The organism is Roseomonas indoligenes, assembly GCF_017813365.1.
GTDB lineage: Bacteria > Pseudomonadota > Alphaproteobacteria > Acetobacterales > Acetobacteraceae > Roseomonas > Roseomonas indoligenes.
In genome coordinates this window covers 36,981-59,374 of the sequence record NZ_JAGIZA010000015.1, presented here as the reverse complement: position 1 = coordinate 59,374, position 22,394 = coordinate 36,981, and the positions used below count along the sequence as shown (strand labels likewise).

Annotated in this window: 22 protein-coding genes; 6 read left to right on the top strand and 16 right to left on the bottom strand. The window is 72.3% G+C overall.

The features are described 5' to 3' along the window. Window positions 1–3 precede the first annotated feature (3 nt). The 3 genes from J5Y10_RS20725 to J5Y10_RS20715 all read right to left on the bottom strand — a co-directional run bounded on the left by J5Y10_RS20725 (window position 4) and on the right by J5Y10_RS20715 (window position 2,326). Window positions 4–1,011 (bottom strand): DNA/RNA non-specific endonuclease, encoded by a 1,008-nt coding sequence (locus J5Y10_RS20725; RefSeq protein WP_209376015.1) that lies wholly within the window; start codon window positions 1,009–1,011, stop codon window positions 4–6. 329 nt (window positions 1,012–1,340) lie between these two features. Then, entirely contained in the window at window positions 1,341–1,655 is a 315-nt protein-coding gene (locus J5Y10_RS20720; protein ID WP_209376014.1) for a hypothetical protein, read from the bottom strand. Next, complete coding sequence (locus tag J5Y10_RS20715) at window positions 1,652–2,326, bottom strand: AzlC family ABC transporter permease (RefSeq protein ID WP_209376013.1); 675 nt, start codon at window positions 2,324–2,326, stop codon at window positions 1,652–1,654. The genes J5Y10_RS20720 and J5Y10_RS20715 overlap by 4 nt, the downstream gene beginning before the upstream one ends. Window positions 2,327–2,413: 87 nt before the next feature. On the opposite strand from J5Y10_RS20715, the gene J5Y10_RS20710 reads away from it, so the two are divergent. Next, a complete protein-coding gene (locus J5Y10_RS20710; protein WP_209376012.1) occupies window positions 2,414–3,724 on the top strand; it encodes an NAD(P)/FAD-dependent oxidoreductase in 1,311 nt (436 codons plus the stop codon). 32 nt (window positions 3,725–3,756) lie between these two features. Here the strand turns inward: J5Y10_RS20710 and J5Y10_RS20705 are convergent, their stop codons facing one another. Both J5Y10_RS20705 and J5Y10_RS20700 read right to left on the bottom strand, forming a co-directional pair. Further along, window positions 3,757–4,155 (bottom strand): response regulator, encoded by a 399-nt coding sequence (locus J5Y10_RS20705; protein WP_209376011.1) that lies wholly within the window; start codon window positions 4,153–4,155, stop codon window positions 3,757–3,759. A gap of 79 nt (window positions 4,156–4,234) precedes the next feature. After that, window positions 4,235–4,984, bottom strand: coding sequence for an IclR family transcriptional regulator (locus J5Y10_RS20700; protein WP_209376010.1), 750 nt, complete (start codon window positions 4,982–4,984; stop codon window positions 4,235–4,237). An 86-nt stretch (window positions 4,985–5,070) separates the two neighbouring features. Here J5Y10_RS20700 and J5Y10_RS20695 point away from each other — a divergent pair, with 86 nt between their 5' ends. Further along, window positions 5,071–6,054 (top strand): hydroxymethylglutaryl-CoA lyase, encoded by a 984-nt coding sequence (locus J5Y10_RS20695; protein WP_209376009.1) that lies wholly within the window; start codon window positions 5,071–5,073, stop codon window positions 6,052–6,054. Beyond that, window positions 6,051–7,253: a CaiB/BaiF CoA transferase family protein gene (locus J5Y10_RS20690; protein WP_209376008.1), complete on the top strand. Its 1,203-nt coding sequence runs from the start codon at window positions 6,051–6,053 to the stop codon at window positions 7,251–7,253. The genes J5Y10_RS20695 and J5Y10_RS20690 overlap by 4 nt, the downstream gene beginning before the upstream one ends. 9 nt (window positions 7,254–7,262) lie before the next feature. Here the strand turns inward: J5Y10_RS20690 and J5Y10_RS28555 are convergent, their stop codons facing one another. The 10 genes from J5Y10_RS28555 to J5Y10_RS28990 all read right to left on the bottom strand — a co-directional run bounded on the left by J5Y10_RS28555 (window position 7,263) and on the right by J5Y10_RS28990 (window position 19,167). Beyond that, window positions 7,263–8,078, bottom strand: coding sequence for a coiled-coil domain-containing protein (locus tag J5Y10_RS28555; protein WP_209376007.1), 816 nt, complete (start codon window positions 8,076–8,078; stop codon window positions 7,263–7,265). 453 nt (window positions 8,079–8,531) lie between these two features. Continuing rightward, complete coding sequence (locus J5Y10_RS20680; protein ID WP_209376006.1) at window positions 8,532–9,503, bottom strand: Bug family tripartite tricarboxylate transporter substrate binding protein; 972 nt, start codon at window positions 9,501–9,503, stop codon at window positions 8,532–8,534. After that, window positions 9,500–11,086 carry a hydantoinase B/oxoprolinase family protein gene (locus J5Y10_RS20675; RefSeq protein WP_209376005.1) on the bottom strand — a complete coding sequence of 529 codons (1,587 nt, stop codon included), beginning with the start codon at window positions 11,084–11,086 and terminating at the stop codon, window positions 9,500–9,502. The genes J5Y10_RS20680 and J5Y10_RS20675 overlap by 4 nt, the downstream gene beginning before the upstream one ends. Further along, window positions 11,083–13,098 carry a hydantoinase/oxoprolinase family protein gene (locus J5Y10_RS20670; protein ID WP_209376004.1) on the bottom strand — a complete coding sequence of 672 codons (2,016 nt, stop codon included), beginning with the start codon at window positions 13,096–13,098 and terminating at the stop codon, window positions 11,083–11,085. The genes J5Y10_RS20675 and J5Y10_RS20670 overlap by 4 nt, the downstream gene beginning before the upstream one ends. A gap of 334 nt (window positions 13,099–13,432) precedes the next feature. Continuing rightward, on the bottom strand, window positions 13,433–14,245 hold the full coding sequence (locus J5Y10_RS20665; RefSeq protein WP_209376084.1) for a ParB/RepB/Spo0J family partition protein: 813 nt from the start codon (window positions 14,243–14,245) through the stop codon (window positions 13,433–13,435). 23 nt (window positions 14,246–14,268) lie between these two features. Continuing rightward, the gene (locus J5Y10_RS20660; protein WP_209376003.1) at window positions 14,269–15,108 is read right to left on the bottom strand and encodes a ParA family protein; all 840 of its coding nucleotides are present in this window, start codon (window positions 15,106–15,108) and stop codon (window positions 14,269–14,271) included. Continuing rightward, window positions 15,095–15,700 (bottom strand): 16S rRNA (guanine(527)-N(7))-methyltransferase RsmG, encoded by a 606-nt coding sequence (gene rsmG / locus J5Y10_RS20655; protein WP_209376002.1) that lies wholly within the window; start codon window positions 15,698–15,700, stop codon window positions 15,095–15,097. The genes J5Y10_RS20660 and rsmG overlap by 14 nt, the downstream gene beginning before the upstream one ends. Beyond that, complete coding sequence (gene mnmG / locus J5Y10_RS20650) at window positions 15,697–17,589, bottom strand: tRNA uridine-5-carboxymethylaminomethyl(34) synthesis enzyme MnmG (RefSeq protein ID WP_209376001.1); 1,893 nt, start codon at window positions 17,587–17,589, stop codon at window positions 15,697–15,699. Before mnmG ends, rsmG begins: the two co-directional genes overlap by 4 nt. A 31-nt stretch (window positions 17,590–17,620) precedes the next feature. Further along, a complete protein-coding gene (mnmE, locus tag J5Y10_RS20645; RefSeq protein ID WP_408901595.1) occupies window positions 17,621–18,931 on the bottom strand; it encodes a tRNA uridine-5-carboxymethylaminomethyl(34) synthesis GTPase MnmE in 1,311 nt (436 codons plus the stop codon). A gap of 5 nt (window positions 18,932–18,936) precedes the next feature. Next, entirely contained in the window at window positions 18,937–19,167 is a 231-nt protein-coding gene (locus J5Y10_RS28990; protein ID WP_432761261.1) for a (2Fe-2S) ferredoxin domain-containing protein, read from the bottom strand. A gap of 299 nt (window positions 19,168–19,466) precedes the next feature. On the opposite strand from J5Y10_RS28990, the gene J5Y10_RS20635 reads away from it, so the two are divergent. Then, window positions 19,467–19,988: a methylated-DNA--[protein]-cysteine S-methyltransferase gene (locus tag J5Y10_RS20635; RefSeq protein ID WP_209375998.1), complete on the top strand. Its 522-nt coding sequence runs from the start codon at window positions 19,467–19,469 to the stop codon at window positions 19,986–19,988. Between the two features lie 10 nt (window positions 19,989–19,998). Continuing rightward, window positions 19,999–20,973, top strand: coding sequence for a quinone oxidoreductase family protein (locus J5Y10_RS20630; protein ID WP_209375997.1), 975 nt, complete (start codon window positions 19,999–20,001; stop codon window positions 20,971–20,973). 163 nt (window positions 20,974–21,136) lie between these two features. Here J5Y10_RS20630 and J5Y10_RS20625 read toward each other — a convergent pair whose 3' ends face one another. After that, on the bottom strand, window positions 21,137–21,895 hold the full coding sequence (locus J5Y10_RS20625; RefSeq protein ID WP_245214921.1) for a GNAT family N-acetyltransferase: 759 nt from the start codon (window positions 21,893–21,895) through the stop codon (window positions 21,137–21,139). A gap of 146 nt (window positions 21,896–22,041) precedes the next feature. Here J5Y10_RS20625 and J5Y10_RS20620 point away from each other — a divergent pair, with 146 nt between their 5' ends. Further along, window positions 22,042–22,290 carry a hypothetical protein gene (locus J5Y10_RS20620; RefSeq protein ID WP_209375996.1) on the top strand — a complete coding sequence of 83 codons (249 nt, stop codon included), beginning with the start codon at window positions 22,042–22,044 and terminating at the stop codon, window positions 22,288–22,290. Window positions 22,291–22,394 lie beyond the last annotated feature (104 nt).

Genomic DNA, 22,394 nt, shown 5'->3' with positions numbered 1-22,394 from the left:
TTCTCATCGACGGCCGAGCACGCGGATCAGGGCCACGACCATCACCAACGCGAAAACCCCGGCCAGGATCAGCCCGATGCGGCTGCCCGAGGGCGCAAGCTGCGCCACAGGCCCGGGGGGAGAGGACGGCGCAGGCGGGGCGGGCGGCCGCGTGCCCTCCGGCTGGTTGGCGCAACTTCCGGCGATGTTGCTCGGGCGCGGATCCGGCAGCGTCATGGCGCGCGCCTTCACCGCGGCGGGCAGCGCGGGGAAGGCGTCCAGCCCCGCCACCTCGCGCAGCCCATCCAGCGAGACGGCGCGCCAGGCCAGTCCGGGCGCATTCGGGGCAAGGTAGGCCGCGGCCTCGCCGCGCCCGGGCAGGTAGATCGCCTTATACAGAAGGGTCGGCACCAGCACCCGGCCGTTCAGGCGCTGCAGCGTCGTGCCCTCGAAGATGGGCCCGGTCAGCACCCAGACCTCGCCCTCCTCCATCGCCAGATCCCGCACGGTGCTCTCGATCCCCTCCCACAGGCAGCGGTTCGAGCCGGGGTTCTGGGGAACCATGTTGGCGAGCGAAAAACTGTCCGCCTGCGCCGAGGCGGTCGGCATGTCGCCGGACGGCGCCATGTGGCCACGGTCGAAGCCCGAACGGGCATAGTCGGAGAGCCGCGCCCGCTCATCCTCCGGCAACCCGTCCTCCGCGTGGAAGGCGTCGTCCCGCTCCATTCCCCGTGCCTGCTGGATGCGCCGGCGCGTCAGGTGCTCCGCCGCTGCCAGTGGGGTGCGGGACACGCCGCTATGGACCACCGAATAGGCCTCGAAGCACAACTCCCGCGTCTCGGCCGCCAACGACGGGCGCAGGATGTCCGGGGCCTGGCCACCAGGGTGGTGCTCCGGGCAGGCAGAAGGGGCGGCCTGCGCGACCGAGGGCAGGGACAGCAGGACGAGGAGGAGCAGCGCACCGGCCCAGCCGCGCGCCTTGTCCTGATGAGGCCGGGACCAGGGGGCGCTGCCCCCTGGAACCCCCGCCAAGGGCCTGAGGCCCCTGGATCCCCGGCTGGCTACCGCCGCGCCGGCCTGACACGGGGTTTCGGCGCGAAGGACTTGATCCTGCCCTTGCAGTCGCCTCGGGTCGTGGACCCGAGGCGCACCATCAGCCGAGCCAGACCAACTCGAAGAAAAAGATGATGGTGAGGGGTCCGGGGAGAGGAAGAATTCTTTCTTCCTCTCCCCGGGACAGACCGACCGCGAAGACCTCTGCAAAGCCCCCACCACCCGCGGAGAACCGGCGTCGCCCTGGGGCCTGGATGCTGCGCGGCGTGTCTTGGCGATCATGGGGCGCATGTAGGGAGCGGGCACCATCAGTGCAGGAGCCGCTCCACGGCCCAGATGGCCGCGAGGCCGAGGGCGAGGCCGGGAAGGAGGCGGCGGCCGGTGAGGGTGAAGACGGCCAGCGCCGTGGCTGCTCCGGCCAGGCGTGCCGCAAGGGGCCAGGGGCCGGGCGAGACGAGGGCGAGGACGACCCAGGCGGAGAGGGCGGCCTCGCTGACCGCGGTGGCCCAGGCGATGGCGGGGTGATCGGCCGGCAGGCGCCAGGCGAGGGCGATGCCGGTGCCGCGCAGGGCAAGCATGAGGAGCACGGCCGCCAGCAGCGGGCCCCAGCCGCCCTCCATCATCGGCGCCGCAACAGAAAGGCGGCGGTGCCGCCGACGAGGGCGGCGAGTAGGATGCCCCAGGCCGGGGGAACGCCCGGCGGGAGGAGGAAGGCGAGGGGGGCCGCGACGGCACCGCCGAGGGAGGCGCGCCAGGGGCCGCCCCGGGCCAGGCCGGCGGCGATCATGAGGGCGAAGTAGAGCACGTTGACCATGAGGAGGAGGCGCAGCACGGCCGGGGAAAGGCCTCCGGCCAGGATGTAGCCGAGGGCGGTGGTGAGCAGGCCGACGATCCAGCTGGCGAGGGCGAAGCCGAGGAACCAGCGGGTCCGGTGTGGGGGCGGCAGGTCGGGCAGGCGGCGCATGGCGGCGGCCCAGGGGGTGATGGCGACGAAGGGGACGCAGAGCGGGGCGAGGGGCCCCCGGATGAGGGGGGCGAGGGCCGCGGCCATGGGAAGGAAACGGGCGTTGGCCATCACGCAGCCCGCCACGACCGCGGGGGCGGCCCCGGGGGCGGCACTGAGCAGCACCATCTGCCCGGCCATGCCGTAGACGCCGGCGGAGGAGGCCAGGCCCCAGCCCAGCCCGAAGCCGGCCGCCTGCACCGCGGCGCCGAAGGCGACGAAGGTGGCGGCCATGGCGACCATCTGGGCGCCGAAGGCCTCGGTGATGCCCTGGCGGAAGGCGGGGTGCATCCGCGCAGCCTGCCATGGCGGGGGCTGCGCCGGGAGGCCTGCTCGATCCGCTTGACCGGGGCGGGCGGGCGCAGGAAATCTTCCGCCATGGAACAGAGTGCCGAACCCGACGTCCTCGTGATCGGTGGGGGGCCAGCCGGGTCCACCGCCGCCGCCTTGCTGGCCAAGGCCGGACGCGACGTGGTGCTGGTGGAGAAGGAAGCGCATCCCCGCTTCCACATCGGCGAGAGCCTGCTGCCGCGGAACCTCGACATCCTCGAGCGGCTGGGAATGCTCCAGACGGTGCGGGAAATGGGCGTGCACAAGCCCGGTGCCGAGTTCGTCTCCGACCGGACCGGCCGGTCCTGCGCCTTTCCCTTCGCGCAGGCGCTGAACAAGGCGCGCACCCATTCCTGGCAGGTGCGGCGGTCGGACTTCGACGCGGCCCTCTTCTCCAATGCCCGCCGCCTCGGGGCGACGGCGCTGGAGGAAACGCGGGTGACGGACATCGCCTTCGGGGCGCGGGGCGCGCGCTCCACCGTGACGGCGAAGACGAGAGAGGGCGTGGAACTGGCCTTCCGCCCCCGCTTCGTGCTGGACGCCTCAGGCCGCGACACCTTCCTGGCAGGCAAGCTGCGGCTGAAGGAGAGCAACAAGCACAACAACACCGCCGCCATGTACGCCCACTTCACCGGGGTGGAGCGGCGCGAGGGGGAGTTGGACGGCTACATTTCCATCCATCTGGCGGAGGACGGCTGGTTCTGGCTCATCCCCCTGCCGGGTGATGTGATGAGCATCGGCTTCGTGGGCAACCAGTCGGCCTGGAAGGGCCGCAAGGGCACGGCGCAGGAGCTGTTCCTGGACCGCATCGCCTCCAGCCCCACCGTGTCCGCCCGCACGCGCGGCGCGACGATCGCGAGCGAGATCTACTCCACTGCCAACTACTCCTACCGCGCCACCTCCGGCAGCGGGGAGGGTTACCTGATGATCGGGGATGCCTTCGGCTTCGTGGACCCGATGTTCTCCACCGGCGTGCTGATGGCGATGACGGCCGGCGAGCTAGGCGCCAAGGCCGCGGAGACCTGGCTGGAGAACCCGGTGCGCGGCGCCGCCGCCTGCCGCGCGGTGAACCAGGAGCTGGCGCGGGCGATGGACCGGATCGGCTGGCTCATCTACCGGATCAACGACCCGGTGATGCGCAGCCTGTTCATGGCCCCGCGCAACACGTTTTGGATGCGGGACGGCATCATCAACATGCTGGCCGGCAATCTCGCCGGGGGACGTTTCGGCGATCCCCGCGCGGTGCTGCCCATCCTGTCCTTCAAGGCGGTGTACCACGTGCTGTCCTGGCTCCACCGGCACGGGATGGGGCCGGAGATGCCGGAGGAGCCGCGGCCGGCCATGGTGGCGGCGGAGTAGGCGGTTCGGGAGGAGGGCTGGCCTTCTCCCCCTCAGAAGGTGCTGCGTTCCACGCCCAGGGCCGGCGGCTGGCTGGGCCAAACGCCCATCTCCTGGATGGCGCGCAGAAGTTCCTCGAAGCGGAAGGGCTTGTTCAGGCGGCGCGTCCGTTCGTCGAAGGCCCGCCCCGCCCAGTTGGAGGGCATGCCGGAGAGGTAGATCACCTTCAGATCCGGTCGCGCCGCCCGGGCCCGCTCCACCACGTCGAAGCCGTTCATCGGCTCGCCGAGGTTGATGTCGCTGAGCATGAGGCGGCAGGGCCCGGAGGCCAGGTATTCCAGCGCCTCATCCCCGTGCTCCGCCATCCGCACGGCATAGCCCGCATCCTCCAGCGCCTGGACCATCACGTCCAGCACCAGGTCGTCATCCTCCAGGACGAGCACGTCGCACATGGGGGCCTTGTTCCAATTCTACCGGGAGAAGGGAGAACGCTGGCGGCAGCACCAGGGTAGGGAGGTCACCGGATTGTTTTTACGGGACCTTCTTTGGGCTATCGAAGCCCATGGCTTCGCCGTCCAGCGCCCGCGTCAGCGCCGCCCCGGCGCGCAACAGGGCGGCGGAGAGCGCGGCGTGGTGGTCCGGGTCCCGGAAGCGTGTGCAGGTGCCGCTGACCGTCAGGGCCCCGGCGAGCGCGCCGCCGGCGCGGAAGACCGGCACGCTGATGGCGGCCATCTCCGGCGTCCGCTCGCCGAAAGAGGAGTCCAGAAGGGGCTCGTCCCCGCGCCATCCCCCGGCGAAGCGGGTGAGGGTATGCCCGGCCGCACCCTGCAGGGGGAGCAGGGAGCCGATGGTGATCCAGTCCCGCACGGCCTGCTGGCCTTCCACCCGGGCGAGGAGGAGGCGGCCCTCTCCCTCGCGCACGAAGAAGCCCGCCGTCTCGCGCGTCTCCGCGGCCAGCGCGGCGAGGACCGGGTCCAGGGCCGCCCGCAGGTCGAGCCCGCGCGCGTAGGCGGCGCCGAGCCGGGGCAGGGTGGGGCCGAGCCGATAACGCCCATCCGCCTGCCGCACCGTGTAGCCGCGCCGCTCCAGCGAGGCGAGCAGGCGGAGCAGGGTGCTTTTGTACAGGCCGGTTCTGCGGGCGAGCTCGGCCAGGGGCTGCGGGCCATCGCTGGCGCCCAGCGCTTCCAGCACGGCCAGCCCGCGTTCGAGCGCCGCGACACCCTCAACGCGTGGGCTGTCCGGCTCCTCGGTGCCGTCCTGCTTGACCTTGGGGACCGCCATCGCCATTCTCACTGGAATAGAACAGCAGTTCTGTCAGACAGAACGATTCGGTGTCAACCCTGCCGTGACCTGAAGGATTTACCCTCGTGACTGACCTGCCCCGCCGCGTTTCCATCAACGAGGAGGGCCCGCGCGAAGGCTTCCAGATTGAGCCCGGGCCCATCCCGACTGCCGACAAGGTCGCGCTGATCGAGGCGTTGGCGGCGACGGGCTTGAAGCATATCCAGGTCGCCTCCTTCGTCTCGCCGAAGCTCGTGCCGGGCTGGGTGGATGCGGAGGCGGCTGTGGCCGGCTTCGCGCCGCGGCCGGGGGTGGCCTATACGGCGCTGTGGTTCAACGCGGCCGGGTTGGAGCGGGCATTGGCCTTCAAGGACCGGCTGCACCTCGCCGGATCGATCTCCCTCTCCGCCTCCGAGGCGTTTTCCCGCAAGAACCTCAACCGCGACCGCCTGGGCCAGGTGGAGGCAATGCGGAAGCAAACGGCCGCGCACCTCGCCGCCGGAATTCCGGTGAACCGCATCGGCGTCATGGCCGCCTTCGGCTGCAACTTCTCCGGCGCCGTTACCCCCGCCCAGGTCTTCACCGCGATCGAGGACGGGATGGGCGTTGCCGCGGAGGCCGGGGCTGCGATCACCCGCCTCTCGCTGGCCGACACCATGGGCTGGGCGAATCCCGCGCAGGTGGAGCGGCTGGTGGGCGAGGTCCGCGCCCGCTGGCCGGAGCCGGAGATCACCCTGCACCTGCACGACACGCGTGGCCTGGCCGTGGCCAATGCCCATGCCGGGCTGCGCATGGGCGTGGCGAGCTTCGATGCCACCGTGGGCGGCCTCGGGGGCTGCCCCTTCGCGGGCCACAAGGGCGCGCCGGGCAACATCGCCAGCGAGGAGCTGGCCCTGCTCTGCGAGGAGCTGGGCATCGAGACGGGGATCGACCTGGACGCCCTGATCGAGGCCGGGCATCTCGCCGAGCGCATCGTCGGCCACCCCCTGCCAAGCGCCTTGCTACGCGGCGGCAGCCTCCGCGCCTTCCGCGAGCGCGCGGCCCAGGCCGGTCACGGGGTGGTGGCATGAGCGCCCGTCCGCTGGAGGGGCTGAAGGTCCTCGAGTTCTCCCACACGATCATGGGCCCCTGCGCTGGCCTGCTGCTGGCCGACCTCGGTGCGGAGGTGGTGAAGGTGGAGCCGGCACCGGCCGGCGATCACACGCGCCGCCTGCCCGGCTTCGCCTCCGGCTTCTTCGCCACCTTCAACCGCAACAAGCGGTCGCTGGCGATCGACCTGAAGCGGCCCGAGGGGCGCGATGCCGTGCACCGGCTGGTGCGGGAAGCCGACGTGGTGCTGGAGAACTACGGCCCGGGCACGATGGAGCGTCTGGGCTGCGGCTGGGAGACGCTCTCGGCCCTCAACCCGCGCCTGGTCTACCTCGCGCTGAAGGGCTTCCTCGCCGGGCCTTACGAGCATCGCCCGGCGCTGGACGAGGTGGTGCAGTTCCAGGCCGGCCTCGCCTACATGACCGGCCCGCCGGGCCAGCCGCTGCGCGCCGGTGCCTCGGTGGTGGACATCATGGGCGCGGTCTTCGGCATTGTCGCCGTGCTCGCCGCCCTGCGGGAGCGGGACCGGACCGGCCAGGGACAGCGGGTGGGCAGCGCCCTGTTCGAATCTGCTGTCTTCCTCGTCGGCTCCCACATGGCCGGGGCCGTCACCACCGGTGAGCCCGTGCCGCCGATGCCCGCCCGCCGCGGCGCCTGGGGCGTCTACGAGCCTTTCACCGCCGGCGATGGCGGTCAGGTCTTCATCGGCGTGACCAGTGACGCGCAATGGGTGCGCTTCTGCGAGGTCTTCGGCTTCGGGGACCTCGCGGCCGATGAGCGCCTGCACACCAATGCCGACCGCACCCGCGCCCGCGCCTGGCTGATCCCCGAGCTGAAGGAGCGGATCGCGCGACTGCCGCGCGAGACGGTGGTGGAGAACTGCGAAAGGGCCGCTATCTCCTGGGCACCCGTGGGTAAGCCGGCCGACCTGTTCGAGGACCCGCATCTCCTCGCCGGTGGTGGCCTACTCGCCACGGCCATGTCCCTCCTCGGCGGCGGCACCGGGGAGGCCCTGCTCCCCGCCCTGCCCGTGGAGTTCGGCGGGGCGAAGGAGCGCACCACCCTGCAGCGCCAGCCACCGCGGATGGGCGAGAACAACGCCGAGGTCCTGGCCGAGGCCGGCTTTACCCCGGAGGAGATCGAGGCCCTGCGCCGGGACGGGATCCTGGCACAGGGCTGAGGCAGGCGCTTAGGGCGCGGTGCCCGGGGCGGGCACCGCCTGCCGGCGCTCGGCCAGTTGCCGGTCTAGCGCGGCAGTCTCGGCCTGCAGGGCGGCAAGCCGCCGCTCCGCCTCGGCCACCGCGGCCTGCCGGGTCCGTAGCGTCGCTTCGGCCTCGGCCTGCTGGGCGCCCAGGGCTGCCAGACGCTGCTCACCCTCCGCCGCCTGCCGCGCCGCCCCGGCCTGTCGCTCGGCCAACGCCTGCTGCGCCCGCCCGGCCTCCGCCGTGAGCGCGGCCACGCGGCCCTGCGCTGCTTCCGCCTGCTGCGTCAGCCCAGCCAGCCGCTGCTCCGCCTCGCCCACCTGGCCGCGCAGCGCCGCCAGCTGACCGTCCAGCGCCGTCGTCTCCCGGGCCACTTCGGCCTGACGCTCCGCCAGGGCCCGCTGCGCCTTCTCCGTTTCCGCAGCCAGCGACGTTACCTGGCCCTGGGCCACCTCCGTCTGCTGCCGGAGCTCCGCGATTCGCGCCTCGGCCTGAGTCACCGAGGCTGCCAGCTCCCGGCTGCGGCCTTCCGCGGCCGTGTTCGCCGCTCGCGCCGCCTCCGCCCGCTGCGTCAGCGCGGCGAGATCTCCGGCCGCCCGGCGCTCCTGCGCCAGCGTGCCCTCCAACTCCGTCACCCGCGCCGCCTGAACCCGGCGCGCGTCCTCGGCCCGCTCCAGCCCGGCGCCGCGGGAGAAGGCCAGCGACCAGCCGACAACGAGCAGGACCAGCCCCACCCCGGCCGCGGCCAGGATCGGCCAGGACAGGCCGAGCAAGCCCGCCGGAGGAGCCGGCCGCGGAGCCACCACGGGGGCTGCTATCCTCGAGGGCGGCATGGGCCCGCTCACCCGAGCCCGCGCGTTCTTCCGGTTGCCTGCCATGCTCTCGCATCCCGTCCTGATTCGCGGGGGAGGTAGCACGCTCGCTACGTCCCCCCGAGTGAAGAAGATTGACCCTTTGGTGGGGTGCTGGTGGCCCCAGGAAGGCGCCGCCTCCCTGGACCCTCCGCCAGGAGCCTGGTTGGACCTATAGGTCCAACCCTGGACCTGCATCGGGCTGCCACGGATGCGATGATTGAAGGGCGCCGACGAAGGAATTTGAAAACCGCATCAGCCGAGCCGCGCTGTCAGTCGCCTGAGGTCATCGACCTCAGGCGGGCCGTCAGCGAAGCATTCCGCGGCAGCCCGATAGAAGAAGACGAGAGGGGGTCCAGGGGGAGAGAATTCCTTCTCTCCCCCTGGGGCCACAGGAACCGAACCTCAATCATCGACCTCCACCTTGGCGGCCTGCACCACCTCCGCCCACCGGCGCATATCGGCCCGCCACATGGCATCGAACTCGGCGGCGCCGGCAGGGGAGGGCTGGGCGCCGAGGTTGGCGACGCGGGTGCGGCCGGGTTCGGTCCGCACCGTGTCCATGATGGCGGCAGAGAGCTGTTCGACCGTGCGCGGGTTCATGCCGGCAGGGCCGAAGACGCCGACCCAGCTGGAGACGACGAAGTCCGGCATGCCGGCCTCGGCCATGGTGGGCACGTCCGGCAGGTTGGGCAGGCGCTCGCGCGAGGTGACGGCGAGGGCGCGGAGGGTGCCGCCCTGGATGCCGCCGAAGACGTTGGGCAGGTTGTCGAAGATGACCTGGATGCGGTCGGCCTGCAGGTCCAGCACGGCGGGGCCGCTGCCGCGATAGGGGACGTGGGTCATCTCCAGCCCCGTGCGAAGGCGAAAGAGTTCGCCGGTGAGGTGGATGGAGGTGCCGGTGCCGGAGGAGCCGAAGTTCACGCCGCCGGGGCGGCGGGCGAGGGCGATGAACTGCTGCACCGTGCGCACGGGCAGCGCGGCGGAGACGGTCATGGCGTTGGGGAACTCGCCCACGCGGGCGATGGCCGTGAAGTCGCGCGCGGCATCGAAGGGCAGGTTCCGGCGCAGTGCCGGGGTGACGCCGTGGGTGCCGGCGCCGCCGATGAGAATGACGGTGCCGTCGTTCGTGGCCTTGGCGACGTAGTCGGAAGCGATGGAGCCGCCGGCCCCCGGCTTGTTCTCCACGATGGCGTTCAGGCCCAGGCGCTCGCGCAGGCCCTCGGCGACGATGCGGCCGATAGCGTCGAAACTGCCACCGGTGTAGCCGACCTGGACGCGGACGACCCGGCCCGGTTCCAGCTGCGCGGCGGCCGGGGTGGCCAGTGCGGCCAGCGCGGTGGCGGACAGGATCAGCGAGGCGAATGCGCGTCTCATGAAGGGGTTCCCCAGCCTCCGGCGCCGGCCGTGCCCATGAGGAGCCGGTCGCCCGTTTGCAGCACCGTGGTGAGCTTTGACCGCACTTCCTCCCGCGCGCCGTTGGCGCGGATCACCAGGGCTTCCGCGACACGGCCATCGCCGCCGCCCGCGCTGCCCCTTGCCGCATGGAAATGCCGCTCCCCCCGGAATGTGAGGGTGAGCGGTCCTTGCAGGATCTCGTATTCCCGGTCGATGCCGCAGCCGCCGGGATGCAGCCCCGCACCGCCGGAGCCGCGACGAACGCGGTAGTGGTGCACGCGCACGGGCGCATCCGCCTCCATCGCCTCCACGGGCAGGTTCATGGTGTTGCCGACATCGGTGGAGACGCCGTGCACGCCCGGCATGGCGGCCGAGCCGCCGCTGCCGCCCGTCAGCACCTCCGTCACCACCCAGGCCGTTCCGTCCGCTCGCCGGCCAGAGAGGGCCATGACGGTGGAAGTGCCGGCATTCGCGGCGGGGATGCGGTCCGGCAGTGCCTGGGCGAGGGCGCCAAGGACCGCATTGGTCAGTAGCTTCACCGTGCCCGTGCGCGCGTTCAATGGGGCGGGGCTGCGCGGGTTCAGCAGGGAGCCCTCCGGCAGCACGACGGAGAGCGGGCGGGCGCAGCCGCCGTTGTTCGGGATGTCGGGGCCGGTCACGGCGCGGAGCGCGAAGAAGCAGCCGGCCATGACGCCCGCGGGTGCGGCGTTCACCGGGCCGCGCACCTGGGGGGAGGTGCCGGTGAAGTCGAAGGCGATCTCGTCCCCCCGCACCGTCACCCGCACGCGGATGGGCACGGGGCGGTCCAGTTCCACGCCGTCGTTGTCCAGGGCGTCCTCATAGGTCCAGCTGCCGTCGGGGATGGCGCGGATGGCGGCGCGGGTGGCGGCCTCCGCGCGGCGGACGAGTTCCAGCATCATCGCCATCAGCGCATCGGCGCCGTGGCGGGCGGCGAGTTCCTCCATGCGCGTCGCGGCCACGCGGCAAGCGGCGATCTGCGCCTCCAGGTCCCAGGCGAAGGCTTCCGGCGTGCGCGTGTTGAGGGCGATGATCCGCAGGATCTGCGGGTCCGTCACGCCCGCCCGCGCCAGCTGCAGCGGCGGCAGGCGCAGGCCTTCCTGGAAAATTTCCGTGGAGTTTGTGGGGAGCGATCCCGGGGTGAGGCCGCCCATGTCCTGGTGGTGCAGGATGGTGGCGGCGAGCGCGATCACGCGGTCTTCCGCGAAGACGGGCACCATAAGCGAGACGTCCGGGATGTGCGTGCCGCCGTCATAGGGGTCGTTCATCAGGAACACGTCGCCGGGCCGCATCCCCGTCACCGGGAAGTCGCGCAGCATGCGCTGCACGGCGGGCATCAGGCAGCCCAGCAACAGCGGTAGGGAGACCGACTGCGCCATGACCGTGCCGTCCGGCAGGAAGAGGCTGGCGGAGGCGTCGTTCGCCTCCCGCACGATGGGGGAGACGGCGGAGCGCAGCATCACGCCCTGCATCTCCTCCGCGATGCCCTCCAGGCGGCGGCGGATGATCTCGACCGTTGCGGGGTCCATGCGCTCCACGGTCATGCCGCCTTCTCCATCAGCAGGTGCGCGGGGTGCGCGGTGACGTGCCAGCCGGCGGGCACCACCAGGGTCGTGTCGTCCTGCTCGACGATGGCGGGGCCGTGCAGGGTCTCGCCCGGCGCCAGGGCGGCGCGGGGCACCACCGCGACCGGCCCCGCGATGCCGGCGATGACCGCATGGCGTGTCCCGCGCGGCGGAGCAGGGCGGGGGAGGGCGCGGGCGGCGCGGTCGGGCGAGGGCAGGCGCAGCACGGCGCGGAGCGAGACCAGCCGCACGGGTGCCTGGCGCGCGTGGCCGTAGGCGGCGCGGTGCGCCTCGATGAAGCCATCCCGGATGGCGCGCGCCGGGTCCGGCGCGTCATGAGGGACCGGGACGTCCAGCGTGTGGCCTTGCCCCACGAAGCTGGCGGCCGCGGTCAGGATCACCTCCGCCGCATCGGCATTCACGCCCTCAGCGGCCATGGAGGCGCGGCACTCGGCGATCATCTCCGCGACCGCATCGCGGAGGGTGCCATCCATCCTGTCCACGACGCCGCCGAAGCCGCGCGCTGCGTCGTGCTCCAGCGGCGCGTCCAGCAGGCCTGTGGCGGCCAGCACGCCGGGCGCGGTGGGCACCACGATGGTCCTCTGGCCCAATTCTTCCGCGATGGCGGCCGCGTGCAGCCCGCCGCCGCCGCCCGCGGGCAGCAGCGGCATCTCGCGGGGGTCCACGCCGCGCGCCACGGTCACGGCGCGCACCGCCTCCGCCATGGTGGCATTGATCACGCGGTGGATCGCCACCGCCGCCTCCCGCAGGCCCAGGCCGAGCGGGCCGGTGACATCGCGCCGGATCGCCTCCGCCGCGGCTTCCGCATCCAGTGCCAACTCTCCCGCCGCGAAGCGCGTGGGGTCCACGAGGCCCAGCACGACGGAGGCGTCCAGCACCGTCGGGCGCACCCCGCCACGCCCGTAGCAGGCCGGCCCGGGCGCGGCGCCGGCCGAGCGCGGGCCGACGCGCAGGCCCCCTGCCGCGTCGATCCAGGCGATGGAGCCGCCGCCCGCCGCCACCGCCAGCACGTCGGCCGTCGGCACGCGCACGGGGAAGCGGCCGATCCGGCCATCCGTCCGCAGGGCCGGCGCGCCGCCGCGGATCACCGCCACGTCCGCGCTGGTGCCGCCGACATCGATGGAGACGCCGTCCGGCATCCCCGCGCCGCGCAGGACGGCCGCCGCGCCGATCGCCGCCGCCGAGGGGCCGGACAGGGTGAGCCGGATCGGGCGCCCGCGCGCTGCGGCGCCCCCGAGTAACCCGCCGCGGGAGTGCATCACCTGCATCGGCACGCCGATCCCGGCATCGCCGAGGATGGTCTCGATCCGGCCGAGATAGTCGCTCATGACCGGTTTCAGCGCGGCGTCGAAGGCCGTGGCGCAGGTCCGTTCGTACTCGCGCGGCGCCGGGTCCACCTCGGAGGAGAGGGAGACCGCCATGCCCGGGCACGCCTGCCGCACGATCTCGCGCGCCCGCCGCTCATGCGCGGGGTTGAGGAAGGCGAAGAGGAAGCAGATTGCCACGGCCTTCGCGCCCATGGCGTCCAGCGCCCGCGCGGCTTCCGCCACCCCCGCCTCGTCCAGCGCCTCCACCACGGCGCCGTCCGCGCCGATCCGCTCGGCCACCTCCATCCGCCGCTCCGGCGGGATGAGGTCCACCGGCGTCTGCGGCGGGAAGATCAGCTCGTAGTTCGAGGCGCGCGTCATCCGCCCCAGCTCGATCACGTCGGCGAAGCCGCGCGTCGTGATCAGCCCCGTGGGCGCCGCCGTGTTCTCCAGGATGGCGTTCGTCGCCACCGTGGTGCCGTGCAGGAAGCGGCGCACGGAGGCGGGCGGCGCTTCCTCCCCCAGCAGCCGTGCGAGGGCGTGGCCGACGGCGCGGGCCGGGTCGTCGGGCGTGCTCGGCACCTTCAGAGAGCGCAGCGCCCCCGCCCCGTCGCGCAGCACCGCGTCGGTGAAGGTGCCGCCGATGTCGATGCCGATCTCCATGGTGTCTTTCCCCTGCCGCAAAAGCGGTTAGCGACGATCGTGCCACGACGGTGCTCTTGGCCCCAGGGGGCGCTGCCCCCTGGACCCCCGCCAGGAAGGAGCCTGAGGCTCCTGGGCCTGCATCGGGCTGCCGCGGATACGATGACCGAAGGGCGACGCCGCAGGATTTCTGATCTCAGTTCAGCGCGGGCGGACTTGTCCCGCGCCTCGGGTCATCGACCCGAGGCGAACCGCCAGACGTGCATGCCGCGGCAGCCCGAAAGGAAAAGATGAGGGGTGGGGGTCCAGGGGAGGGGAGAATTCTTTCTCCTCTCCCCTGGGCCGGCTGCAGAACTTACGCCTGAAGCAGGCGAACGATGCCGTCGAGCTGGTCGAGATCCCGGTAGGAGATGATGACCTTGCCGCCCCGGCCTCCATGCTCGACCGTCACGCGGAGGCCCAGGCGTTCCGAGAGTTCCCGCTCCAGGGCGCGCGTGTCGGCATCGACTTGGCGGCGCTGAGCGCGGGGGCGTTCCCCGGCGGCGGCCAAGGCTTCGGTCTGGCGCACGTTCAGGCCGCGCGTCACGACCTGCTCGGCCAGGCGGACCGGGTCCGGGGAGGTGAGCAGGGCGCGGGCATGGCCGGCCGTGAGGCTGCCGCGTCCGAGCATCTGACGAACGGAGGCGGGCAGGCCGAGGAGGCGCATGGTGTTGGCGACGTGGCTGCGGCTTTTGCCGACGGCGTTGCCCAGGGCGTCCGCCTTCAGGCCGAATTCCTCGGTGAGGCGGCGGTAGCCCTCGGCCTCCTCCAGGGCGTTCAGGTCCTCGCGCTGCAGGTTCTCGACGAGGCCGGCGGCCATGGCGGCGCGGTCGTCCATCTCCCGCACCACGACTGGCACCTCGTGAAGGCGGGCGGCCTGGGCGGCGCGCCAGCGGCGCTCGCCGCCAATGATCTCGTAGTTCCCGCCGGAGCCGGGCTTGGGGCGGACGAGGATGGGCTGGAGGACGCCGTGCTCCCGGATGGAGGCGGCGAGCTCGGCCAAAGCCTCCGGGTCCATGGGGCCGCGTGGCTGGAAAGGGCCGGGCTCCAGTGCCTCGACGGGGAGGCTCTGGGGAGCGGTGGCGGCGGCGGGGGCGGGATCGTCGCCCAGCAGGGCGGAGAGGCCCATGCCGAGGCGGGTGGGCTTGCGGCTCACTTCGTGGCCTCCGCGGCCTTGGCGGCACGGGCACGGGCACGGGCCCGATCCCGTTTCAGGAGTTCCGCCGCGAGCTGGATGTAGGCCTGCGACCCTGCCGAGCGCACGTCGTAGAGGATGACGGGAAGGCCGTGGGAGGGCGCCTCGGAGACGCGGATGTTGCGGGGGATCACCGTGTCGTACACCCGGTCCTTGAAGAAGCTCCGCACGTCGCGCGCGACGAGCTCGGAGAGGTTGTTGCGGCGATCGAACATGGTCAGGACGATTCCGTCCAGGGCGAGGGCGGGATTCAGGCGCTTCACCCGGTCCACCGTGCGCGTCATCTGGGAGATGCCCTCCAGCGCGAAGAACTCGGTCTGCAGGGGAACCAGCACGGATTGGCTGGCGACGAGGGCATTCAGTGTGAGCAGGCCGAGCGAGGGCGGGCAGTCGATCAGCATGTAGTCGTAGCGGGCGAGGGTGGCGGCATCCCGGGTGAGGGCCTGTGCCAGGCGCCGCTCCCGGTCCTCCATGCCGACCATCTCGATCTCGGCACCGGCCAGGTCGTTGTCGGCGGGAAGCAGGTCGAGGCCGGGGATCGCGCTGGGGCGGATCAGGTCGGGGAGGGGGCGGTCCCCCACCAACAGGGCGTAGCTGCCCGCGCCACGCGCGTTGCGGGGCACGCCGAGGCCGGTGGAGGCGTTGCCCTGCGGGTCCATGTCCAGCAGCAGCACGCGCTTTGTGGAGGCCAGGGCCGTGGCGAGATTGATGGCGGTGGTGGTCTTGCCGACGCCGCCCTTCTGGTTGGCGAGCGCGATACGGCGCGGGCCAGCGGCGGTCCGATCAGCGGCCGGCACGGTGCAGCCCCGTGATGCGGAAGATCATGGCGCCGGGTTCGGTGCGGCTCTCGAAGCGTTCGGTGTTCATGGTCCACTCCGCCTCTGCGGCGGCGAGTTCATCGGCCGCGCTGCGGCCTTTGGGGAAAAGGGCGGTGCCGCAGGGGGCGAGCAGCCGTTCGGCATGCCCCAGCAGCAGGGTCAGGGGCGCGAGTGCCCGGGCGGTGACAAGGGCGAGGGGAGGGAGGGTCACGGCCTCGATGCGCAGGGCATGCACGCGGACATGAGAAAGGCCGAGCTCGCCGGCGGCGGCGGTGAGGAAGGCGGCCTTGCGGCGATCCGATTCCACAAGGTTCCAGATGCGGCCGGTGTCGGCGATGGCGAGGACGAGGCCGGGGAAGCCGCCGCCGGTGCCGAGGTCGGCCGCTTCGCCGTCTGCTTCCGGCAATAACGACAGGAGCTGGAGGGAGTCCGCGATGTGGCGCGCGCGGAGCGTTTCCGGGTCGCCCTCGGCCACGAGGTTGATGCGGGCATTCCAGCGGAGCAGGAGGGACAGGAACCCGTCCAGCCTCGCCCCTGTTTCACGTGAAACAGCCGGATCAGGTGCTCTCACGCCGCACCTGCCCGTGCGGGGGAGGCACCGCGCCGCAGGTGGCCGGCGAGCGCGACCAGGGCCGCGGGCGTGATACCCGGGACACGTCCGGCAGCACCAAGGGTCGCGGGGCGGGCGGCGCAGAGGCGCTGGCGCATCTCGGTCGAGAGGCCGGCAATGGCGGCGAAGTCCACCTCCTCCGGGATTCGAAGCCGCTCCTCCCGTTCCAGCGCAGCGAACTCGGCGGCTTGGCGGGCAAGGTAGGGGGCGTAGAGGGCTTCCGTTTCTAGCTGTGTGCGGACCCCGGGCGAGAGATCGCGCAGCCAGGGGAAGGCCTGATCCAGGGCAGGCCCCTGGGCGGCGGGCAGGGCCATGACCTCCAGCAGGGTGCGGGGAATGCCGTCCTGGTTCACCGGCAGGCCGGCGGCGGCCAGGGCGGCGGGGGTGGCGGTCTCGGCCCGCGCGCGGGCCAGGGCCTCGGTGACGGCGGTGGCGAAGGCGCGGTGGCGGGCGGCGCGCTCCGGCCCGACGCAGCCCCATTCCAGGCCGCGCCCGGTCAGGCGCAGGCCGGCATTGTCGGCCCGCAGGCGGAGGCGGTGCTCGGCCCGGGCGGTGAGCATGCGATAGGGCTCGGTCACGCCCTGCGTCACCAGGTCGTCCACCAGCACGCCAGCATAGGCTTCGGTCCGCAGCAGCACCCGCGCCTCCGTACCACCGGCGGCGCGGTGAGCGGCGTTGATCCCGGCCAGCAGGCCCTGGGCCGCGGCCTCCTCGTAGCCGGTGGTGCCGTTGACCTGGCCGGCGAGGAAGAGGCGCGGCACAGCCCGCACCTCCAGGCTTGGCCGCAAGGCGCGCGGGTCCAGATGGTCGTACTCGATGGCGTAGCCGTGGCGGAGGATGCGGGCCCGCCTCAGGCCGGGGATGGAGGCGATCACCGCCTCCTGAACGTCGCGCGGCAGGCTGGTGGATATGCCGTTGGGATAGACGGTCGGGATGTCCTCGGTCCCGGGCAGCCCTTCCGGCTCCAGGAAGATCTGGTGGCGTTCGCGGTCCGCGAAGCGGACGACCTTGTCCTCGATGGAAGGGCAGTAGCGCGGCCCGGCCCCTTGGATCTGGCCGGTGTAGATCGGCGCCCGGTCCAGGGAAGCGCGGATGATCGCGTGGGTCCCCGGCGCGGTGGCGGTGATGCCGCAGACCACCTGCGGGTTGGCGATCCGCTCCGTCATCCAGGAGAGAGGTTCGGGCGGATCGTCCCCGGGCTGGGCTTCGATCCCCGCCCAGTCGATCGTGCGGCCATCCAGCCGCGGCGGGGTGCCGGTCTTGAGGCGGCGCACCGGCAGGTCCAGGGCCGCGAGGGCCAGGGCCAGCCCGATCGAGGCCGGGTCGCCGTGGCGGCCGGCCGGCAGGCGCTCTGGGCCGAGATGGATCTCGCCGCGCAGGAAGGTGCCGGCGGTGACGACGAGGGCACCGCAGCCGATGCGCTCCCCCTCGCCCGTCAGCACCGCCGCGATGCCGTTGTCCGGACCCCGCTCCAGCCCTTCGGCCACGCCCTCCTCGATGGAGAGGTTCGGCGTCTCCCGCAGGAGGCCCTGGACAGCGGCGCGGTAGAGGGCGCGATCCGCCTGGGCGCGAGGGCCGCGCACGGCCGGGCCCTTGCTGCGGTTCAGGAGCTTGAAGTGGATACCGGCGGCATCGGCCGCGCGCCCCATCAGCCCGTCCAGCGCGTCCACCTCGCGCACCAGATGGCCCTTGCCCACCCCACCGATGGCGGGGTTGCAGGACATCTCCCCCAGCCGATCCAGCCGGTGGGTCAGCAGCAAGGTCCGGGCGCCGCAGCGTGCCGCCGCCGCGGCCGCCTCGGCCCCGGCATGCCCGCCGCCTACCACCACCACATCGAACATGCGCCCCATGGCGCGGCTATACCGCCACCGCCGGGCGGGGTCACTTCCCGATGCAGAACTCGGCGAAGACGCGGTCCAGAATGGCCTCGGCTCCCACCTTGCCGGTCAGCCGTCCTAGGGCCTGGAGGGCTTCCCGCAGGGCGTCGGCGCGCATTTCCGGCAGAGACGCCACCATCGCTTCACCGAGCCAGCGCAGCGCGTCCCTTACGGCCGCCCGGTGGCGGGGGCGGGCCAGCAGCGCGGCACCGGAGACAGGGGCAAGGCGGGACGCCACCTCCTCCAGCTTCTCCCGCAGTGCCGGAAGCCCTTCCCCGGTCCGCACGGAAACGGCCAGGGCGCCTTCCGGCACCGGCCCGCCGATATCGGCCTTGGACGCCACCAGGATGCAGTCCCGCCGGGCGACGAGGGCCAGGGTCGCCGCATCCGGCGTCGCGCCACAGGGCAGCACAGCCAGCACGATATCGGCCGCCGCGCCCCGGTGCAGGGCGCGGCGCACGCCCTCGGCCTCTATCTCGTCCCCCGCCTCTCGCAGCCCCGCCGTATCGGCCAGGACGGCGGGAAGACCGGCGAGGAGGATGCGGGCCTCCACGACGTCGCGCGTGGTGCCGGCCCGGGCGGAGACGATCGCGGCCTCGCGCCCGACAAGGGCATTCAGGAGGGAGGACTTGCCGGCGTTCGGCGCCCCGAGAATGGCAACGTCCAGTCCCGCGCGCACCCGCTCCCCACCCTCATCCGCCGTCAGCCGCGCCGTCATCTCGGCCGCGAGAACGCCGATGGCGCGGGCCACCTCGTCCTCAAGCGCATCGGGCAGGCCCTCATCCTCGAACTCGATCAGGGCTTCCTGACGCGCGAGGAGGCCTGTGAGGCGGCCCGCCCAGGCCGCGCAGAGGGCGGTAAGCCCGCCCCCCGCCAGTCCGAGCGCCTGGCGGGCCTGAGCGGCCGTTTCCGCCTCGATTAGGTCGATGACCCCCTCGGCCGCGGTGAGGTCCATGCGGCCGTTCAGCACGGCGCGGCGCGTGAACTCCCCGGGCTCGGCGGGGCGGGCGCCTGACCCGGCCAGGGCTTCGCCCACCCCGGCCACGACAGCCGCGCCGCCGTGGAGGTGCAATTCCGCCGAATCCTCGCCCGTGTAGGAGGCGGGGCCGGGCAGCCAGAGCACCAGGGCCTCGTCGAGCACGGTGCCATCTGGCGCGCTCAGACGCCGGAGCGCGGCACGCCTTGGCGCCGGCAGCCGGCCGGCAAGGGCTTCCAGCATTCTCCGGCTCTCCGGGCCGGAGAGGCGCATTACGGCGATGGCCGCGCGCCCGGGGGCGGTGGCGAGCGCGAAGATCGTGTCCATGATGAAGGGCAGGGGCCTCAGCCCTTGCCCGGTGGCAAGTCCGCTTCGGTCAGCATCAGCCGGTGAACGCGTCCATGCCCGATGACATGCGTCTGCAGGATCTCGTCGATGTCCTCGCGCGTTTCGGCGCGGTACCAGATGCCCTCCGGGTAGATCACCATGACCGGGCCGAACTCGCACCGATCGAGGCAGCCCGCACTGTTCACGCGGATGCCGGGTATGCCCAACTCCTTGGCCCGCGCCTTCATGTAGTCCCGCAGCGGCTCGCTTCCCCGGGCGGCACAGGACCCGCGCCGATGCCCGTCCGGACGCCGGTTGGTGCAAACGAAAAGGTGGACCTGGAACCAGGGCCGCGGATCGGTCCCTGTTTCACGTGAAACGGCGACGCTGTCAGGCAAGGCGGACACCCCTCGGTGGCGGCGGGAAGGCTGCCCCACATCTAGGGTGAGGCAGGGCAGGAGGCGAGGGCAGGGGATGAACGCCGGGGCGCACCAATCCCGGCTTGACGCGGGGCCCGGGCGGGCCGACGAATGCCGCTCGCCAGACCATGCCACAGACCTTCCTCCACACGCCCCTCGGCACCCTCACCCTGTCCGAGGAGGACGGTGCGATCGTGGCCCTCGACTGGGGCCAGGGCCGGGACCGCGAGGAGACGCCGCTGCTGCGGCGCGCCGCGGACCAGTTGCAGGACTACCTGGACGGCCTGCGGACCGGCTTCGACCTGTCCCTGAACCCGACGGGCAGCCCCTTCCGCCAGCGTGTCTGGCAGGCGCTGCGCGACATTCCCCATGGGGAGACCCGCAGCTACGCGGATCTGGCCCGTGTTCTCGGCACCGCATCCCGCGCCGTCGGAGGCGCCAACGGCGCGAATCCCATTCCCATCATCATCCCCTGCCACCGGGTGATCGGGGCCGGCGGCGCCATCGGCGGCTATTCCGGCGGCGATGGCCTTTCCACCAAGCGATGGCTGCTGGCGCTGGAGCGCCGCAGCCGCCGCCCCGACCCCCTCAGCCCCGATCTGCTGGACGGCCCCAACCCGCCCACGCGCCGCGCCGCCGGCGCGTCCTAGGAACCCCGCCATGAACCACGCCATTCGCCTGCACGAGCCCGGCGGCCCGGAGAAGCTGGTCTGGGAGGAGGTGCCGCTGCCCAGCCCCAAGCCCGGCGAGGCGCTGGTGCGCCACCACGCCGTGGGACTGAACTTCATCGACATCTACTTCCGCACCGGCCTCTACAAGGCGCCTTCCCTGCCCGCCGTCATCGGCATGGAGGCGGCCGGCACGGTGGAAGCGGTGGGGGAGGGCGTGGAGGACCTCCGGCCCGGCGACCGTGTTGCCTATGCCATGGGCCCGATCGGCGCCTATGCTGAAGCCCGCACCATTCCCGCCAAGGTGCTGGTGAAGCTGCCGGACGACATCGGCTTTGAGACGGCAGCCGCCATGATGCTGCAGGGCCTGACCGCGCAATACCTGCTCCGCCGTACCTACAAGGTGAAGGCCGGCGAGACGATCCTCGTCCACGCCGCGGCGGGCGGCGTCGGCCTGATCCTCTGCCAATGGGCGAAAGCTTTGGGAGCCACCGTCATCGGCACCGTGGGCTCCGAGGCGAAAGCTGAGCTGGCGCGCGCCCACGGCGCGGACCACGTCATCCTGCAGGGCGAAGACCTGGCCGCCCGCGTGAACGACATCACACGCGGTGCCCGCCTGCCCGTGGTCTATGACAGCGTCGGCCGCGACACCTTCTCGCCCTCTCTCGACTGCCTGGCGCCCTTCGGCCTCCTCGTCTCCTACGGAAATGCCTCCGGCCCTGTGACCGGCGTGGATCTCGGCATCCTGGCCGCGAAGGGCAGCCTCTTCGTCACCCGCCCCACCCTGGCCACGCACACCGCCAAGCGGGCCGACCTGCTCGCTATGGCCGATGAGCTCTTCTCTGTGGTCCGCAGTGGTCAGGTGAAGATCGAGATCAACCAGACCTACGCGCTGCGCGACGCTGCGACGGCCCACCGGGACCTAGAGTCCCGCAAAACGACCGGCAGCAGCTTACTTGTTCCGTAATTCATCCTGCGCTGGTCGAATCTGATCAATTCGGGACTACTTCCGGCAAGAAACCCTGAATGCAGGAAAAATTGCTAATATCAGCCGAAATAGCGTTGGCCTTTCCCTCAAAGGCCCGACAATCCGCCTCGGCTAAACTGTCGCGGGACGCCGGGGCCGATCGCTAGTTGCGCAGGAAGTAGCGGTAAGCATAAACCTCCGCGAAGCCTGCCGCTGCATAGACCCGGCGCGCTGCGGCATTACCCGGCGCGACCTGCAGCCAGCAGAGGCCGGCGCCCTGGAGGGCTCCCCAACCGGCCAAGGCACCCAGCAGGCGGCGACCCAGGCCCTGGCGCTGGAATTCCGGCCGCACGGCCAGGTCGAAAAGGCCGCAGAGCCGCCCGTCTGCGACGGCATGGCCGCATGCCGCAGCCATGCCGTCGATCCGGAGCACGAGCCAGGTGGCCGGGCGGGCCATCAACGGCAAGGCCTCCTCCTTTTCCGCCCGGCGGGTCTCGCTCTGGTACTCGGCAGTGGCGAGAACGGAGAGCCATTCCGCGTCAGGTCCCTCGCACCAGTGCGCCGCCGGGTCCTCGGTCTCGGGAACGCGGCCGGTCATCACCAGCGCGCCCTCAGCCTCTCTGTAGCCCCGTTCGAGGAGCAGGGGCGCCAGCCCGGGTGGGTCGAGCGGTGTGGAGCGAAAGCGGCAGGGTAGGCCGAGCCGGGCGTAATGCGCCTCCACCCGGGCTATGCGGGCCGGCAGGTCCGGGTCGTCGGCAGGGTCCAGCGAGGAGGCGGCGTTTGCCCGTCCGGTGCCTCCGTGAAAGGCGCGCAGCACGAAAGGGCCATCCCAGGCAACGCGCGGGGCCGGCACGGCGTTCAGCGCCGCCCGCTCCAGGAGCGCGGCATCCATTCCCGCCATCTCCGCCGCGTGATCCATCATGCCCTCGGGTCCGTTGCGGCCGTCAGGATGAACCTTCGCCAGCACCCTGCCAAATGGCCGGGGCTTCCGGTCCGCCGAACGAAACCGACTCGGGAAGGACGCGTTGGTCACCGGCAGACGAAATAGATCAGAAGAGGAAGACAGTGATGAAGACCACCACTCTCGCGCTCGCTCTCGCCGCCGGCCTGATCGCCGCGCCGGCCTTCGCCCAGGTTTCCACGGCCCCCACCCCGAGCGCGCCGGGCGGCGTGACGCGCGACCAGGGCGCGGGCGCCCCGGGCATGGCCGCCTCCCCCGCCGCCCCGCTCGGCTCCGCCGGCGGCCCGCCGAACCCGCAGGCCGGCGCGCAGGGCACGCAGCCCCAGTCCCAGCAGGGCGGCAGCGGCAGCAACTGATCGACGGACCCCGGGCTGACGCCCGGGGGCTGGTCGCCAGAGGCTGATACAAGAAGGGCCCGTCCCGGGAGACCGGGGCAGGCCCTTTTCCTTTCCGCGGGGCA